The sequence below is a fragment of the Streptomyces sp. WG5 genome, from assembly GCF_049974565.1.
Classification (GTDB): Bacteria; Actinomycetota; Actinomycetes; order Streptomycetales; family Streptomycetaceae; genus Streptomyces.
The window spans coordinates 1-18,888 of the sequence record NZ_JBNGGC010000060.1; the positions used below are offsets into that span (position 1 = coordinate 1).

Sequence of the window (18,888 nt, forward strand, 5' to 3'; positions counted from 1 at the left end):
AGGAGCAGCCGCTGCTGCGGGTCCATGGCCAGGGCCTCGCGCGGCGAGATGCCGAAGAACTCCGCGTCGAAATCGGCCGCGTCGTGGAGGAAGCCGCCCTCGCGGGTGACGGAGGTGCCGACGCGGTCGGGATCGGGGTCGTAGAGCGTGTCCAGGCTCCAGCCCCGGTCGGTGGGGAACCCGGAGATGCCGTCGCGGCCCTCGGCCAGCATCCGCCACAGGTCCTCGGGTGTGCGGACACCGCCGGGGAGACGGCAGGCCGCGGAGACGATCGCGATCCGGTCGTCGTCCGCGTCCTGGTTCCGGTCGGCCGGCCTCGCGGGTAGGGAGGGCCTGGCGCCCGTGTCTGCCGGGTCCGTGAGTCCGGCGCCCAGGAAGTCCGCGAGCGCCGCCGGGGTCGGGTGGTCGAACACCAGGCCGGCGGGGAGACGCAGGCCGGTGGCGGCGTTCAGCCGGTTGCGCAGTTCCACCGAGGCCAGCGAGTCGAAGCCCAGTTCGCGGAAGGCCCGTCCGGGATCGAGGGTGTCGGGGGAGGTGTGGCCGAGGACGGCCGCCGCGTGGGTGCGGACGAGCTCGACGAGCAGTCGGGTCCGTCCGCCGGCGTCGAGGGCCGCGAGGCGCCGACGCAGGGCGTTGTCGTCGGCCGCGGCCTCCCCGGCCGTGGCCGCCCGGCGCGGCGGTGTGCGCACCAGGCCGCGCAGCAGCGGCGGCAGGGTGCCGTCCGCGGCCGCGGACCGCAGGGCGGCGGTGTCGAGGCGCATCGGGACCAGGGCGGCCCGGTCCACGGTGAGGGCGGCGTCGAAGAGCGCGAGTCCCCGCTCGGTGGGCAGTGGCGGCATCCCGGACCTGGCGAGGCGTCGTACGTCGTCCTCGTCCAGGTGTCCGGTGAGGGCGCTGGGCTGCTCCCACAGGGTCCAGGCCAGGGACTGGCCGGCCAGTCCGGCCGCCCGGCGCTGGGCGGCGAGGGCGTCGAGGAAGGAGTTGGCGGCGGCGTAGTTGGCCTGTCCGGGGCCGCCGAAGGTGCCCGAGGCCGAGGAGAAGAGCACGAAGTGCGTGAGGTCGAGGTCGCGGGTCAGTTCGTGCAGGTGGAGGGCGGCGTCGACCTTGGGGCGCAGTACGGCGTCCACGCGTTCGGGGGTGAGTGCGGTGACGACGCCGTCGTCGAGGGCGCCCGCGGTGTGGACCACGGCGGTCAGCGGGTGCGCGGGCGGGAGGTCCGCGACCAGGGCGGCCAGGGCGGCCCGGTCGGCGGCGTCGCAGGCGACGACGGTGGTCTCGGCCCCCAGCGCGGCGAGTTCGGCCCGCAGTTCCTCGGCTCCGGCGGCGGCCGGGCCACTGCGGGAGATCAGCAGCAGGTGCCGGACGCCGTGCCCGGTGACCAGGCGGCGGGCGACGTGGGCGCCGAGCAGGCCGGTGCCGCCGGTGATGAGGACCGTGCCGTCCGGGTCGAAGGCCCTCGGGGACCCCGCCGCGTCGTCCGGGAGGTCCGGGCCGTTCCTGAGGACCCGGACCAGCCGGGGTACGCGGACGTCGTCGCCGCGGACCGCGGACTCCGGTTCCCGCGAGGCGAGGGCCGCGGCGACGCCCGCGGAGGTGCCGTGCCCGTCGTCGGCGTCGAGGTCGAGAAGGGCGAAGCGCCCGGGGTGTTCGGATCGGGCCGAGCGGACGAGCCCCCAGAGCGCGCTGTGCGCGGGGTCGCGTACGTCCTCCCCCTCCCCCGTACTGACCGCGCCCCGGGTGGCGAACACCAAGCGCGAGCCGGCGAAGCGGTCGTCGGCGAGCCAGGTCCGGACGTCGCTGAGGGCCTGGTGGACGGCCGCGCGGACCGCCTCGGCCGGTCCGGCCGGGTCCGCGGGCTCCACGCAGGCGAGCAGGACCGTTTCGGGCACCGGGGCTCCGGCGTCGACGGCGGCCCGCAGCGTGGCCAGGTCCGCGGTGCGGTGGACGGGTCCGCCGCTGCCGCTCGGGCGGGTGGTGACCCACTCCGTCGCGTAGAGGTCCCGGTGGCGGCGGCCGTGGGGGGCGGGGCCGTCACCGAGGCTGACGGTGCCGGCGGGCCGCAGGGCCAGCGCGTCCACGGTCGCCACGGGGGCACCGGTCACGTCGGCGACGGCGACCTTCACCGCGTCGGCTCCGGCCGGGGTGAGCCGGATGCGGATCGCGCCGGCACCGGTGGCGTGCAGGGTCACACCGTTCCAGGAGAACGGCAGCCGCCCCTCGGGGTGGGCGTCCGCGCCGGGGGCGCCGGGCACGCCCGTGGCGTGCAGGGCCGCGTCCAGCAGGGCCGGGTGCAGGCCGAAGCGGGCAGCGTCGGGGGCGGGCAGGACGGCCTCCGCGAACAGTTCGTCGCCGCGCCGCCAGGCCGCGCGCAGGCCCTGGAAGGCGGGGCCGTAGGAGAATCCGCCCGCCGCGAAGCGGTCGTACAGTCCGTCGAGGGCGAGGGGCTCGGCGCCGGGCGGCGGCCAGGGCATCGGCCCGTCGGCCTCGGTGTGCTCCTCGCCGTCCCGGGCCAGGACGCCTTCGGCGTGCCTGGTCCACTCGTCGTCGGGGTCGCCGTCGGCGGGTGTGTCCGGCCGGGAGTGCAGGCTGAGCGGGCGGTGGCCCAGGGAGTCGGGGGCGCCCACGGTGAGGCGCAGCACGGTGCCGCCGTCCTCGGGCAGCACCAGAGGGGCTTCAAGGGTGAATTCCTCGACCCGGGGACAGCCGACACGGGCCCCGGCCTGGAGCGCGAGTTCCAGGAAGGCGGTGCCCGGAAGCAGTGCCCGGCCGCCGACGGCGTGGTCGGCGAGCCACGGGTGGGTGCGGGCCGACAGGCGTCCGGTGAGGAGCAGGCCGTCGCTGTCGGCGAGGACCACGACGGCGCCCAGCAGAGGGTGGTCCGCGGGGGTCAGTCCGGCGGCGGTGACGTCGGCGGCGGGCGCGGCGCCGTCCTCCAGCCAGTACGGGGCGCGTTGGAAGGCGTAGGTGGGCAGTTCCACCCGGCCGGGGCGGCGGCCGGCGAAGACGGTGTCCCAGTCCGGGGAGACTCCGCGCAGGTGGAGTTCGGCCAGGGACTCGGTGAACCGGCGCGGACCGCCGTCGTCGCGGCGCAGAGTGCCCACGGCGGTGGCGTCGGCGCCCGCGTCCTCGACGGTCTCCAGCATCCCGACGGTGAGGACCGGGTGCGGGCTGCTCTCCAGCAGGACCTGGTAGCCGTCCGCGAGCAGGGCGCGGGTCGCCTGTTCGAAGCGGACGGTCCCGCGCAGGTTCCGGTACCAGTAGTCGGCGTCCAGGACAGAGGTGTCCTCCAGCAGGGCGCCGCTGACCGTGGAGTAGAACGGGACGGCGGACGGGCGCGGGGTCACTCCGTCCAACCGGGCGAGCAGTTCCGTACGGATGTCCTCGACGTGGGCGCTGTGCGACGCGTAGTCGACGGGGACGCGTCGGCTGCGGATGTCCAGGGCCGTCGTCCGGTCGAGGAACGCGTCGAGCGCGTCGCTGTCGCCGGAGACGACCGTGGAGGCGGGTCCGTTGACGGCGGCGACGGAGAGCCGGCCGTCCCAGGGGCCGAGGTGTTCGGCGACCTGTTCGGCGGGCAGGGCCACCGAGGCCATGCCGCCGCGGCCGGCCAGGGCGCGGATCGCCCGGCTGCGCAGGGCGACGATCCGCGCGGCGTCGTCCAGGGAGAGGGCACCGGCGACGCACGCCGCGGCGATCTCGCCCTGGGAGTGGCCGATGACGGCGCCGGGGGTGATGCCGTAGGAGCGCCACAGTTCGGCCAGGGAGACCATGACGGCCCACAGCGCCGGCTGCACCACGTCGACGCGTTCGGCCGGCGGGGTGCCGGGGGCGCCGCGCAGGACGGCTTCCAGGGACCAGTCGACGAAGGGGGCCAGGGCGCGCTCGCAGTCCGCGACGCGGGCGGCGAAGGCGGGGGCGGAGTCGAGGAGTTCGACGGCCATGCCGGCCCATTGGGACCCCTGTCCGGGGAACACGAGGGCGACCTGTCCGCCGGTCCCCGCGGTGCCGCTGACCAGGCCGGGGGCGGTGCGGCCGGCCGCCAGGGCGTCGAGGCCGCCCAGGAACTCGTCGCGGTGGGCCCCGATCAGGACCGCCCGGTGCTCGTGCGCGGCGCGGGTCGTCGCGAGGGCGTGGCCGACCTCGGCCGGGCCGGGCCCGGGGTGGGCGCCGAGGTGGTCGCGGAGCCGTGCGGCCTGGGCGCGCAGCGCTTCGGCGGTGCGGCCGGAGAGCACCCAGGGGACAACGGGTGGGGGTGTGCCGTCCGGGTCCGGGGTGTGCCGGACCGCGTCCTGGCCGACGGGGGCTTCGGCTTTTGCGGGGTCCGGTTCTCCCGGCTCCGCGGGGTCGGCCGGAACGGCCGGTTCCCCTTGCTCGGCAGGGTGGTCTGCGGGGTCTGCGGGGCCCCGGGGTTCGTCCGCCTGTTCCAGGACGACATGTCCGTTGGTACCGCTGACGCCGAAGGAGGAGACCGCCGCCCGGCGCGGCCGTCCGGTCTCGGGCCAGGGGGTGTTCGCGGTGACCAGGCGTACCGCCCCCGCCGTCCAGTCGATCTGCGGCGACGGGTCCTGCGCGTGCAGGGTGGGCGGGACGGTGCCGTGCCGCATGGCGAGGACGGTCTTGATGACGCCGCCGACACCGGCCGCCGCCTGGGTGTGCCCGATGTTCGACTTCAGCGAGCCGAGCAGCAGCGGCCGGCCGTCCGCGCGGTCCTGCCCGTAGGTGGCCAGCAGGGCCTGGGCCTCGATCGGGTCGCCCAGCGGGGTGCCGGTGCCGTGCGCCTCGACCACGTCCACGTCGGCGGGGGTGAGTCCGGCGTTGGCCAGGGCGTGGCGGATGACGCGCTGCTGGGCGGGACCGTTGGGGGCGGTGAGCCTGCTGCTGGCGCCGTCCTGGTTGACGGCGGTGCCGCGGATCAGGGCGAGGACCGGGTGGCCGTTGCGCCGGGCGTCGGAGAGGCGCTCCAGCAGGAGGATGCCGACGCCCTCGCCCCAGCCGGTGCCGTCGGCTGCGGCGGCGAAGGACTTGCAGCGGCCGTCCCGGGCCAGGCCGCCCTGGCGGCTCATCTCCACGAACGGGACGGGTGTCGACATGACCATCGCGCCGCCGGCCAGGGCCAGGGTGCAGTCGCCGGACCGCAGGGCCTGGGCGGCGAGGTGGATGGCGACCAGCGAGGAGGAGCAGGCGGTGTCGATGCTGACCGCCGGGCCCTCCAGACCGAAGGTGTAGGCGACGCGGCCCGACGCGACGCTGTCGGAGCTGCCGCTGCCGACGTAGCCGGACACGTCGTCGGGGACCTGGCGCAGCCGTACCGCGTAGTCCTGGTACATCACTCCGGCGAAGACACCGGTCCTGCTGCCCCGCAGGGTCGCGGGGTCGATGCCGGCCCGTTCGAACGCCTCCCAGGTGGTTTCCAGGAGGAGCCGCTGCTGCGGGTCCATCGCGAGCGCCTCGCGCGGGGAGATCCCGAAGAACCCGGGGTCGAAGTGCCCGACGTCGTCGAGGAAGCCGCCCAGGGCGGTGTGGCTGGTGCCCTCGCGCAGCTGTTCCGGGTCGTCCAGGTGGTCGAGGTCCCAGCCCCGGTCGCGAGGGAAGCCGGTGATGGCGTCGGTGCCGTCGGTGACCAGGCGCCACAGGTCCTCGGGGGACCGTACGCCGCCGGGGTAGCGGCAGCTCATCGCGACGACCGCGATGGGCTCACGGCCCGCCTCCTCCGCTTCGGTCAGGCGCCGGCGGGTGCGGTGCAGGTCCGCCGTCACGCGCTTGAGGTAGTCCCTCAGCTTGTCGTCGTTCACCATCGGGAGCCGCCGTCCTGGTTCGCGTGTCGGGTCGGTGTCATGACAGGCCGAGCTCGTTGTCGATGAGGTCGAAGAGTTCGTCGTCGCTGGCGCCGTCCATGCGGTCCTCGAGGGAGTCGGCCGCCGTACCGTCGCCGTCGGCCGCGGTGGCCGCCGGGTCGAGGCGGCCCAGGAGTTCCCGGAGCCGGTCGGCGAGCCGTTCACGGTCCGCCGGGTCGTCGACACCGCCGTGGAGGGCGTCTTCCAGGCGGTCCAGTTCGGCGAGGCCGGGGACCGGGCCGGGCCCGGCGTCGGGGACCAGTTCGGTGGCGAGGTGTCCGGCGATCGCGGCCGGGGTGGGGTGGTCGAAGAGCAGGGTGGCCGGCAGGGGGTGGCCGGTGGCGGCGCGCAGCCGGTTGCGCAGTTCCACCGCGGTCAGCGAGTCGAAGCCGACCTCCAGCAGACCGCGTCCCGGCTCGACCGCGGCCGGGCCGCTGTGGCCGAGGACCAGGGCGGCGTGGGAGCGGACCAGGTCGAGGAGGACCCGGCCGCGCCGGGTCTCGTCGAGGGAGCCGAGGCGCTGCTTCAGCGCTTCGGGCCCGTCGGGGCCGGTGCCGGCGGCGGGGCCCGCGACGCCGCGCCGGGGGGCGGGGCGCACCAGGCCGCGCAGCAGGGCCGGGACTTCGGCGGTGGCGGCCTGGGCGCGGACGGCCGCGGTGTCGAGCCGCAGCGGGAGGACGACCGGCTCGTCGAGGGTGCCGGCCGTGTCGAACAGCGCCAGCCCCTGGGCCGGGTCGAAGGCGACGATCCCGCCCCGGGCGATCCGTCGCAGGTCTGCCTCCGTGAGGCCACCGGTCATCCCGGTGCTGTTGGCCCACAGGCCCCAGGCGAGGGAACGGCCGGGCAGCCCGTCAGCGCGGCGCCGGTGGGCCAGTGCGTCCAGGAAGGCGTTGGCGGCGGCGTAGTTGCCCTGGCCCATGCCGCCGAAGACTCCGGCGATGGACGAGAACAGGACGAACTCGGACAGGTCCAGGCCGGCGGTGAGTTCGTGCAGGTTGATCGCCGCGTCCACCTTGGGGCGCAGGACGAGATCCAGCTGCTCGGGCGTCATGGTGGCGACGACGCCGTCGGCCAGGACGCCCGCCGCGTGCACCACCCCGGTCAAGGGGTGAGCGGGAGGCAGGGCGGCCAGCACGGCCGCGAGGGCGTCGCGGTCGGCGGCGTCGCAGGCGGTGATCTCGGCGTGCGCGCCCAGGTCGGCGAGTTCGGCGAGGAGTTCCGCCGCTCCGTCGGAGGCGGGGCCGCTGCGGCTGGTCAGCAGCAGGTACCGGACGCCGTGCTCGGCGACCAGGTGGCGGGCGACATGGGCGCCGATGGCGCCGGTGCCGCCGGTGATCAGAACGGTTCCGTCGCCGTCCCAGCCGGGGGTGCGGCCGGTGGCGGCCAGCGGTACGCGGGCCAGCCGGGCGACGTGGACGGCCCCGGCCCGGATCGCGAGCTGGGGTTCCCCGGACGCGAGGGCTTCGGCGAGTACGGCGGGCGGGGTCTCGTGGGCGTCCAGGTCCAGCAGGACGAAGCGGCCGGGGTTCTCGGTCTGCGCCGAGCGGACCAGGCCCCAGAGCGCGGCCAGGGCGGGGTCCGGGACGTCGTCGCCGGTCACCGGGACCGCGCCCGCGGTGACCAGGACCAGCTGGGAGCCGGTCAGGCGCTCGTCGGCCAGCCAGTCGCGCAGCAGGGCGAGGACCGTGCGGAGGCCGTCGTGGACCGCGTCGCGGAGGGTGCCGGGCGGCGCCTGCGGGGCGGGCGGGCAGGCTGCCAGGACCAGCCGGGGCGGCGGGGCGCCCGTGTCGAGCAGTGCGGACAGCGCGGCGAGGTCGGTGACCGTACGGCCGGGGAGCGGCGCGGCGCCGGAAGGCAGGGAGGTCCCGGCGCCGAGCACGGTCCAGGACTCCGGGCCGACGACGGTGCCCGCCGCGGTCCCGGCGCGCTCGGGCAGGGCGTGCCACTCGGGGCGGAACAGTTCTTCGTGGTGTCCGGCGCGCGCGGCCCGGAAGCGGTCGGGCGAGACGGGCCGCAGGACGAGGGAGCGGGCCGAGACCACCGGCCGCCCGGTGGCGTCGGTCGCCCGTACGGCGACGGCGTCGCGGCCGGTGGGGGTCAGCCGCAGCCTGAGCTCGGTGGCGCCGGAGGCGTGCAGGCGCACCCCGTTCCAGGAGAACGGCAGCCAGCCCTGCGCGGGGCCTTCCAGTACGTCGAACACCAGCGCGTGCAGGGCGGCGTCCAGCAGGGCCGGATGCAGGCCGAACGCGGCGGCGGCCGACCGCTGCTCCTCCGGCAGGCTCGCGACGGCGTACACCTCGTCGTCGAGCCGCCAGGCCGCGCGCAGGCCCTGGAACGCGGGGCCGTAGGCGAATCCGCCGTCCGCGAAGCGGTCGTACAGGCCCTCCGTGTCGAGGGGGACGGCTCCGGGCGGCGGCCAGGCCGCGGGGCCCGCCGAGTCGGGCGGGTCCGCCGGGCCGGGGCGCTCGGCGGAGGTGAGCAGGCCGCTCGCGTGCCGGGTCCAGGGGGCGTCGGGGCCGTCGTCGGCGGCCCGGGCGTGGACGCTCAGCGGGCGGTTCCCGGAGGCGTCCGGGCTTCCGACGGTGAGCTGAAGGGCGACGGCTCCGCCCGCCGGGAGCACCAGCGGTGCCTCCAGGGTCAGTTCCTCGACCTGGTCGCAGCCGACCTGGTCGCCCGCGCGGACCGCGAGTTCCAGGAAGGCGGTGGCGGGGAACAGCACGCCCTCGTAGACGCCGTGGTCGGCCAGCCAGGGGTGGCTGCGGACCGAGAACCTGCCGGTGAAGAGGAAGCCGTCGGCGTCCGCGAGCTGCGTTCCGGCGCCGAGCAGCGGGTGGTCGACCCTCTGGAGTCCGGCCGCGGGCAGGTCCGGGGTGGCCGGGCCGGCCTCCAGCCAGTAGCTGCCGCGCTGGAAGGCGTAGGTCGGCAGGTCGACGGCGGAGCGGGACGGGCCACCGGAGTGGACGGCGCTCCAGTCCACGGGGACGCCCGCGACGTGCAGCCGGGCCAGGGCGGCCGTCGCCGCGGGTGCTTCGGGCCGGTCCTTGCGCAGCAGAGGCAGCAGCAGGGGGCTGCCGGTGGCACCGGTGGTGTCGGTGGTGTCGGTGGAGCCGGTCAGGCAGTCCTGGCCCATGGCGGTGAGCGCGCCGTCGGGGCCGAGTTCCAGGAACGCGGTGACGCCGTCGCGTTCGAGATGGCGTACGCCGTCCTGGAAGCGGACGGTGCCGCGCACGTGCTCCACCCAGTAGTCCGGGGAGCCGAGTTGCTCGGAGGTGGCCGGCTCGCCGGTCAGGTCGGAGAGGACGGGGACGGTGGCCTCACCCGGGACGGTCCGTGCCGCGACCTCGCGGAACTCGGCGAGCATGGGCTCCATGAGGGGCGAATGGAAGGCGTGGGAGACGCGCAGCCGTCGGGTCTTGCGCCCGCGCGCGGCGAGCACGGCGGCGATCTCGTCCACCGCCGCCGCGTCCCCGGAGATCACGGTCGAGGCCGGGCCGTTGACAGCGGCGAGGCCGACGACGCTCCCGCGGTCCGCGAGCAGCGGCAGTACTTCCTCCTCCGGGGCGGCGAGGGCGACCATCGCGCCGCCCGCCGGGAGGGCCTGCATCAGCCGTCCCCGCGCGACCACCAGCTCCGCGGCGTCGGGCAGGGTGAACACTCCGGCGACGTGGGCGGCGGCCAGCTCTCCCACGGAGTGGCCGAGCAGCCGGTCGGGACGTACGCCCCAGTGCTCGACGAGCCGGAACAGGGCGACGCCGAGGGCGAACAGGGCGGGCTGGGTGTACTCGGTGCGGTCCAGCAGGCCGTGGCCCCGGTCGCCGGGGCGCGCGTCGATCACTTCCCGCAGCGGGAGGTCGAGCAGCGGGTCGATCTCCGCGCAGACCGCGTCGAAGGCGTCGGCGAAGACCGGGAACCGCGCGTACAGTTCGGCGCCCATGCCGGTGCGCTGGCTGCCCTGCCCGGGGAAAAGGAAGGCGGTCTTCGCGGCGGGGCCGGTGACCCCGCTCACCAGGTCCGCCGACGGCTCGCCGGCGGCGAGGGCGGTGAGCCCCTGGAGCAGGGCCTGCCGGTCCGTGCCGGTGAGGGCGGCTCGGTACTCGAAGGCGCTGCGGTTCAGCGCCAGGGAGCGGCCCAGGTCCGCGACGGTGAGGGTCGGGTCGTGCTCCACGTGCCGCAGCAGCCGGGCGGCCTGCTCCCGCAGCGCGTCCGGGCTGCGGGCGGAGAGCAGCCAGGGCAGGGCGGGCGCGGCAGGCGCGGCGGGGGTGGTCGCCGGGGTCGGCGCGGGGCCGGCGGGCCGGGCCTGGCCGGACGCGTCGGGAACGGCGGGGGCGATGGCCTCGGCCGGTTCGGACGCGTCGGGAACGGCGGGGGCGGCGGCCTGCACCGGTTCGGACGCATCGGGAACGGCAGGTGTGGCGTCCTGCGCCGGTTCGGATGCGTCGGGGATGACGGGGGCGGCGGCCCGGGCCGGTTCGCTGGGCTGTTCGAGGATGGTGTGGGCGTTGGTTCCGCTGACGCCGAACGAGGACACGGCGGCCCGCCGGGGGCGCCCGGTCTCGGGCCACGGGGTGTCGTCGGTGAGCAGCCGGACCGCGCCGGCCGACCAGTCCACGTGGGGTGTCGGCGTGTCGACGTGCAGGGTGCGCGGCAGCGCCCCGTGCCGCATGGCCTGCACCATCTTGATGATGCCGGCGACTCCGGCGGCGGCTTGGCTGTGGCCGATGTTCGACTTCAGCGACCCCAGCCACAGCGGCCGGCGCGCGTCGCGTTCGCGGCCGTACGTGGCCAGCAGTGCCTGGGCCTCGATCGGGTCGCCCAGCCGGGTCCCGGTGCCGTGCGCCTCCACCGCGTCGACCTCGGACGCCGTCAGTCCGGCGTCGGCGAGGGCCGCCCGGATGACCCGCTGCTGGGAGGGTCCGTTGGGAGCGGTCAGGCCGTTGCTGGCGCCGTCCTGGTTCACGGCGGAGCCGCGTACGAGGGCGAGCACCGGGTGCCCGTTGCGCCGGGCGTCCGAGAGGCGTTCGAGGACCAGCAGTCCGGCGCCCTCGGCCCAGGAGGTGCCGTCGGCGGCGGCGGCGAACGGTTTGCAGCGGCCGTCCTCGGCGAGCACCCGCTGCCGGCTGAACTCCACGAACGCGCCCGGTGTCGACATCACGGTCACCCCGCCGGCGAGCGCCAGCGAGCATTCGCCGGACCGCAGCGACCGGGCCGCGAGGTGGACCGCGACCAGCGACGAGGAGCACGCCGTGTCGACGGTCACCGCGGGCCCTTCGAGGCCGAGGCTGTAGGAGATCCGCCCGGACGCCACGCTGCCCGCGCTGCCGACGCCGAGGTAGCCCTCGAACTCCTCGGAGGGTTCGGTGACGCGCGACCCGTAGTCGTGGTGGCTGCATCCGACGAAGACGCCGCTCGCGCTGCCCTTGAGTGACAGCGGGTCGATACCGGCCCGCTCGAACGCCTCCCAGGAGAGTTCCAGCAGCAGCCGCTGCTGGGGGTCGATGGTCAGCGCCTCACGCGGGGAGATCCCGAAGAAGGCCGGGTCGAAGCGGTCGGCGTCGTGGAGGAAGCCGCCTTCCCGCGCGTACGTACTGCCGACCCGGTCCGGGTCCGGGTCGTAGAGGCCGTCCAGGTCCCAGCCCCGGCCGGTGGGGAAGCCGGTGATCGCGTCCTGCCCGCCCGCGACGAGCTCCCACAGCTCCTCGGGGGTGCTGACGCCGCCGGGGTAGCGGCAGCTCATGGCGACCACGGCGATCGCCTCGTCCTCGGGCACCGCGACGGCCTCGGGCACCTGCCCGGGAGCGTCGGACGTCTCCGCGGCGGGCGCCCCCGGCAGTTCGGTGCTCAGGTGCCCGGCCAGGTCCGTGGCCGTGGGGTAGTCGAAAGCCAGGGTCACGGACAGGCGCAGGCCGGTGGCCGCGGCGATCCGGTTGCGCAGTTCGACGGTGGTCAGCGAGTCGAAGCCGATGTCCTTGAAGGCCTGGTCGGGTCCCACCGCCTCGGGCCCGGGGTGGCCGAGCACGGCGGCGACCTCGCGGCGGACCAGCTCCAGCAGGGCCCGGTCCCGTTCCGCCGGGGGCAGTGCGGCCAGCCGCAGGGCCGGCGGCTCGGCGCCGTCGGCCGTGCTCCGGGGCCCGCCCGGGGCGGCGAGTACCTCCCGTACCTCGGGCAGGTCCCCGAGGGCGGGGCTGGGCCGGAGCGTGGTGAACGCCCGGGTGAAGCGGTCCCAGGCGAAGTCGGCGACGAGGACGGCGGTGTCGTCGTGGTCGAGGGCCTGGCGCAGCGCGACCGTGGCCGTGGCGGGGTCCATGGCGGGCAGGCCGTCGCGGATCAGCCGTTCGGCGACCGCTCCGGAGGCGAGGCTGTCGCCGCCCCACAGGCCCCAGGCCACCGAGGTGCCGGGCAGTCCGAGGTCGCGGCGCTGCCGGGCCAGGGCGTCGAGGTAGGCGTTGGCGGCGGCGTAGCTGCCCTGGCCGGTGCCGCCGAGCGTGCCGGCGAGCGAGGAGAACAGCACGAAGGCGGTGATGTCGAGTTCCCGGGTGAGCGCGTCGAGGTTGCGTGCGCCGTCGAGCTTCGGGCGCAGGACCCCGGCCGCGCGTTCGGGGGTGATCGAGTCGATCACCCCGTCGTCGAGGACACCCGCGGTGTGCAGCACGGCGCGCAGCGGGCGCTCGGCCGGAATGCCGGCGAGCAGTTCCGCCAGTGCGTCGCGGTCCGCGACGTCGCAGGCCACCGCGGTGACGGCGGCGCCGAGTCCGCGCAGTTCGGCCAGCAGGGCATCGGCGCCCGGGGCCTGTGCGCCGCGTCGGCTGGTGAGCAGCAGGTGTGCGGTGCCGGTGCGGGCGAGCCATCGGGCGATCTGGGCGCCGAGGCCGCCGGTGCCGCCGGTGATCAGGACCGTGCCCTCGGGTGTCCAGTCGCGTACGGGGGCGGTGTCGCCGAGTCCGGCGTGGACGACCCTGCGGCCGTAGAGGCCGGTGGCGCGTACCGCCAGCTGGTCCTCGCCGTCGCGGCCCGTCAGCGCTTCGGCGAGCCGGGTCGCGGCCCGGTCGTCGAGCCGTCGCGGCAGGTCGACCAGCCCGGCCCACCGCTGGGGGTACTCGACTCCGGCGACCCCGCCGATCCCCCAGACCAGGGCCTGGAGCGTGCTGTCGATCCGGTCGGAGCGGCCGACGGACACCGCGCCGCGGGTCGCGCACCAGAGCGGGGCGTCGGTGCCGAGGTCGCCCAGGGCCTGGAGGAGTGCGACGGTCAGGGTGAGGCCGCGGGGAAGCGCCGAGCCCTCCCCGTGGGGTTCTTCGGCCAGGGCGAGCAGCGACAGGAGCCCGGCGGGCGGCCCGTCGGTGTGGTCGTGGGCGTCGCGGAGCAGTGGGGCGAACCGTGTCCGGTCGATGGCGTCGTGACCTGCTTCGACCAGGACGGGGGTGGCGCCGTGTCCGCGCAGGGAGTCCACGGCGAAGGTGACGGCCGGATCGTCGGCGGCGCCGGCCGGGGCGACGACGAGCCAGCTGCCGGTGAGCCGGGGCCGCTCGGGTGCCGGCAGGGGTTTCCAGGCGACGCGGTAGCGCCAGCTGTCGGCGGTCCGGTCGTCGGCCCGGCCGCGCGCCCACTCGGCGAGGGTGGGTACCAGGGAGGCCAGGGAGGCCCTCAGTTCCCCGTCCTCGACCCGCAGGGTGGTGGCGAGGGTGTCCAGGTCCCCGTGGTCGACCGCCTCCCAGAAGCCGGAGTCGGCCGGGCCGGTGCCGGTCGTGGCGGTGGCGGGCCGGTCGGGGGCGGTGGTGTCCAGCCAGTAGCGCTGCTGCTGGAAGGCGTAGGTGGGCAGGGGTCGCTTGCGGGCGCCGGTTCCGGCGAAGACGGTGTCCCAGTCCACCGCCAGTCCACGTACCTGGAGTTCGGTGAGCGCGGCGAGGAAGCGGCCGGGGCCGCCCTCGGCGCGGCGCAGGGTGCCGACGACGGTTCCGTCGCCGGTCCCGACCGCCTCGACGGCCTGCTGGAGCCAGACGGTCAACGCGGGGTGGGTGCTGCACTCGACGAAGGTGTGGTGTCCGTCGGCGATGAGCGCGTCGACCGCCTTGGCGAACTCCACGGGCCGGCGCAGGTTCTCGTACCAGTACGCGGCGTCCAGGCCCAGGGTGTCCAAGGGGCCGCCGCTGACCGTGGAGTAGAACGGGATGTCGGACGTCCGCGGCGCGGTACCGCCGAGGAGGGTGAGCAGTTCCTCCCGGAGCTCCTCCACCTGGGGCGAGTGCCCGGCGAAGTCCACGCCGGGGACCGGCCAGGTCAGGACGCCCTCCTGGGCGTAGCGCTCGCTCAGTCGTTCCAGTGCCGCCGGGTCGCCGGAGACCGTCACCGACGTGGGCCCGTTGACCGCGGCGATGTCGAGTGCCCCGTCGTGGGCGGACAGTGCTGCGCGCACGGCTTCGGCCGGCTGCGGCACGAACAGCATGCCGCCGCGTCCGGTCAGGGCCGGCAGGGCCCGGCTGCGCAGGGCGACGATCCGGGCCGCGTCGTCCAGCGAGAGCGCGCCGGCCACGCAGGCCGCGGCGATCTCCCCCTGGGAGTGGCCGACCACGGCGTCGGGGACGATCCCGTACGTCTGCCACAGCTCGGCCAGCGACACCATCACGGCGAACAGCACCGGCTGCACCACGTCCACCCGGTCCAGCGGGGGCGCGTCGGGCTCCTCCCGCAGGACCGCGAGCGGCGACCAGTCCAGGTGCGGGGCGAGGGCGCGTTCACAGGCCGCGATCCGGTCGGCGAAGGCCGGGGCGTGGTCGAGCAGTTCCCGGGCCATGCCGGCCCACTGGGAGCCCTGGCCGGGGAAGACGAAGACGGTCCTGGACGATCGGGCGACGGTGCCTTCGACCAGGCCGGGTGCGCGATCTCCGGCGGCCAGCGCGGCCAGGCCGTCCAGCAGGGTCGTACGGTCGTCACCGACGACGGCCGCGCGGTGCTCGAAGGCGGTCCTGGTGGTGGCCAGGGAGTAACCGACGTCGACGGACGACAGCTCCGGATGCTCCGTCAGGTACGTGTGCAGCCGCTGCGCCTGGGCTTTCACCGCCTCGGCGGTCCGCCCGGACAGGACCCACGGGACGGCGGCCCGCGCAGCGCCCTCGTCCGCCGCGCCGGACCCGGCGGTGAGGACGGGTACGGCGGGCGCGTCGGACACGACGGCGGGTACGGGCCCGGCCGGCACGGCGGGCAGCGGGAGGGCGGGCTCGGCGGGCGGCTGCTCGATGACGACATGGGCGTTGGTGCCGCTCAGGCCGAACGAGGACACTCCGGCCCGGCGCGGCCGGCCGGTCTCGGGCCACGGTGTGGCCTCGGTCAGTAGCGCGACGGCGCCTGCCGTCCAGTCGACGTTCGGGGACGGCCGGTCGATGTGCAGGGTCCGCGGCAGCTCGCCGTGCCCCATGGCCAGCACCATCTTGATGATGCCGCCGACCCCGGCGGCGGCCTGGGTGTGCCCGATGTTCGACTTCAGCGACCCGAGCCATACCGGCCTGTCGGCCGGCCGGTCCTGTCCGTAGGTGGCCAGCAGCGCGTCGGCCTCGATCGGGTCGCCCAGCCGGGTACCGGTGCCGTGCGCCTCGACGGCGTCCACGTCGGCGGCCGTCAGCCGGGCGTTGGCCAGCGCGTCGCGGATCACCCGCTGCTGGGCCAGGCCGCTGGGAGCGGTCAGCCCGTTGCTCGCGCCGTCCTGGTTGATCGCCGAGCCGCGCAGCACCGCGAGCACCGGGTGGCCGTTGCGGCGGGCGTCCGAGAGGCGTTCCAGGACCAGCAGGCCCACGCCCTCGGCCATGCCGAAGCCGTCCGCCGAGGCTGCGAAGGACTTGCAGCGCCCGTCCTCGGCGAGCCCCCGCTGCCGGCTGAAGCCGGTGAACGACAGCGGGGTGCCCATCACCGTGGCGCCGCCCGCCAGCGCCAGCGCGCATTCGCCCGAACGCAGGGACTGCGCGGCGAGGTGGACCGCCACCAGTGACGAGGAGCAGGCCGTGTCCACGGTCACGGCGGGCCCCTGGAGGCCGAGTTGGTAGGCGACCCTGCCGGACAGGACACTGGTGGAGATGCCCGCGATGAACAGGCCCTCCAGTTCCTCGGGGACGTCGCGCAGGGTGCCGCCGTAGCCCTGGTAGGAGGCGCCGGCGAAGACCCCGGTCGGGGTGCCGTGCAGGGACGTCGGGTCGATACCGGCTCGCTCGATCGCCTCCCAGGAGGTTTCGAGCAGCAACCTCTGCTGCGGGTCCATGGCCAGGGCCTCTCGCGGTGAGATCCCGAAGAAGCCGGGGTCGAACCGGTCCGCGTCCCGGACGAATCCGCCTGCGGCGGCGTAGCTCCTGCCGGGCCGGTCGGGGTCCGCGTCGTACAGCGCGTCGAGGTCCCAGCCCCGGTCCGACGGCAGCCCGGAGACGGCGTCGCGCCCGTCGGCGACCAGGCGCCACAGGTCCTCGGGGGTGCGTACGCCGCCGGGGTAGCGGCAGCTCATGGAGACGATCACGATGGGGTCGTCGTCCGCGGCGGGTGCGGCCGGCGGGGGCTGCCGGACGGTGGCGGGCTCCTCGGGGCCGCCCAGCAGTCCGGTCTCCAGGTGCCGGGCGAGCGCGGTCGCCGATACGTAGTCGAAGACGACGGTGACCGGGAGCCGCAGGCCGGTGGCGGTGTTGAGCCGGTTGCGCATGTCCACGGCGGTCAGTGAGTCGAAACCCAGGTCGCGGAAGGCACGGCCGGGGGCGACCGCGTCCGGCGAGTCGTGGCCGAGGACGGCGGCCGCGTGGGTCCGGACCAGGTCGACCAGCACCCGGGTCCGCTCGGCCGCGGGAAGGGGCTCCAGCCTGTCGCGCAGCGCCGAGGCCGTCTCCTCGGCCCCGGTCCCGGCGCTCGCCGGTTCGGCGGCCAACGCGGCACGCACCTCGGGGAGTTCGCCGATAAGGGGGCTGGGGCGCGCCGAGGTGAACACCGTCGCGAAGCGGTCCCAGTCGATGTCGGCGATCACGACCACCGTCTCGTCCTGGTCCAGGACCTGCTGGAGTCCGGTGATCGCGACGGCGGGCGGCATGAAGAGGACGCCGTGGCCGCGCAGGGTCTCCTCCACCAGTTCGGCCGCCATCCCGGCCCCGCCCTCGGGGTTCCAGATCCCCCACACCACGGAGGTCGCGGCCAGGCCACGGCTCCTGCGGTCCTCGGCGAGGCCGTCGAGACAGGCGTTGGCGGCGGCGTAGGCGCCGTGGACGGCGCTGCCCCACACCCCGGAGATGGAGGAGAACAGCACGAACGCGTCGAGCGTGTCCCGGTCGAAGAGCAGGTCCAGGTTCCTGGCCCCGCCGGCCTTGGCGTGCAGGGTGTCGGCGAACTCGTCCACGTCGGTGGCGGGCAGGGGCACCAGCAGCCCGGCCCCCGCCGCGTGGAAGACGGTGCTGATCCGGTGGCCGTCCTGTTCGAGGCCGTCCTTCAGTGCGCGCAGGGCCTCCAGGTCGCCGACGTCGCACGAGGCCAGGGTGGTCCGGGCGCCGAGGGCGGCCAGCTCCTCGGAGAGCTCCGGCGCACCCGGCGCGTCCGCGCCGCGCCGGCTGACCAGCACCAGGTGCCCGGCGCCCCGCCGGGCCAGCCAGCGCGCGATCTGCGCGCCGATCCCACCGGTACCGCCGGTGATCAGCACGGTGCCCTCGGGCCGCCAGCTCCGCCGCGGCGCGGTGTCTCCCAGGGCGGACCGGACCAGCCGCCGGCCGTGGCAGCCGGTAGCCCGTACGGCCACCTGGTCCTCGTCTCCGGCCCGGCCGGCCAGCACCCGGCACAGCCGGGGGGCGGTGTCCGCGTCCAGGACCTCCGGCAGGTCCATCAGTCCGCCCCAGCGCTGCGGGAACTCCAGCGCGGCGACCCGGCCCAGCCCCCAGATCAGACTCTGCGCGGCGCTCACCGCGCTCCCGGTGTCCGTGCCCCCGACCGACACCGCCCCCCGGGTCGCCCACCACAGGGGCGCGTCGATCCCGGCGTCGCCGAGGGACTGCACCAGGGCCAGGTTGAGGGCGGTGCCCAGCGGGACGGAGGGGTGCGCGGAGTGCGGGCGCTCGTCGAGGCCCAGCAGCGACAGCACTCCCGTCACCGGGCCGGGCAGCGCGCCGAGGGAGGCGCGGACCCGGTCGGCCAGCACGGCGCGGTCGGCCTCCGCATCGGTGAGCCGTACGTGGACCACCGACGCCCCGGCCTGCTCCATGACGTGGACGGTCTCCTCCGACCGGCGCGCACCGTCCTCGGGCTGACCGTCCGACGACAGTACGAGCCAGCTGCCGTCCAGTGCGGCCGGGGGGCCCTCGGGCAGGGCTCGCCAGGTCACCCGGTAGCGCCAGGAGTCGACCACCGAACGCTCGGTGCGTTCGGTGCGCCAGGTGGCGAGCGCGGGGAGTACCACGTTCAGCGGGTCCTCGGGGGCCACTCCGAGGGTCCTGGTGAACCGGTCCAGGTCGCCCCCGCCCAAGGCATCCCAGAAGTCGTCGCCCTCCGATGACGCCCCGGAAGGGCCGCCGGCCGCCGGGCCGGTGTCCTCCAGCCAGTACGGGCGGCGCTGGAAGGGGTAGGTGGGCAGGGAGACGCCGTCCGGACGGTGTCCGGCGAACACCCGGTCCCAGTCGGGCGACAGACCGCCCGCGTGGGCCTCTCCCAGGGACGTCAGGAAGCGGTCGAGGCCGCTCTCGCCGCGTCGCAGCGTGCCGACGACCACGGCGGGGCCCTGGGCGGAGCCGGCGGTGTCGGCCTTGTCGGCGGTCTGCTGGACACCGAAGGTGAGCACGGGGTGCGGGCTGACCTCGACGAAGAACCGGAAACCCTCCCCCAACAGCGTCTCCGTCGCCTTCCCGAACTCCACCGTCTCCCGCAGATTCCGGTACCAGTACCCGGCATCCAGGCCCTCCGTATCCAGCCAGCCACCCGTCACCGTCGAAAAGAACGGCACCGAACCCGAACGCGGGACGATGCCCTCCAGATCCGCAAGCAACCCCTCACGGATCTCCTCCACATGCGAGGAATGCGACGCGTAATCCACCTCGACACGACGCACCCGGACACC

At 75.8% G+C, this 18,888-nt stretch carries 2 protein-coding genes; both read right to left on the bottom strand.

The features are described from left to right. Positions 1–5,795 (bottom strand): SDR family NAD(P)-dependent oxidoreductase (locus tag ACP4IX_RS35130; protein WP_426558618.1); only part of this gene is annotated, 5,795 nt, incomplete at its 3' end. Positions 5,796–5,832: 37 nt separating this feature from the next. Beyond that, positions 5,833–18,888 (bottom strand): type I polyketide synthase (locus ACP4IX_RS35135; protein WP_426558620.1); only part of this gene is annotated, 13,056 nt, incomplete at its 5' end.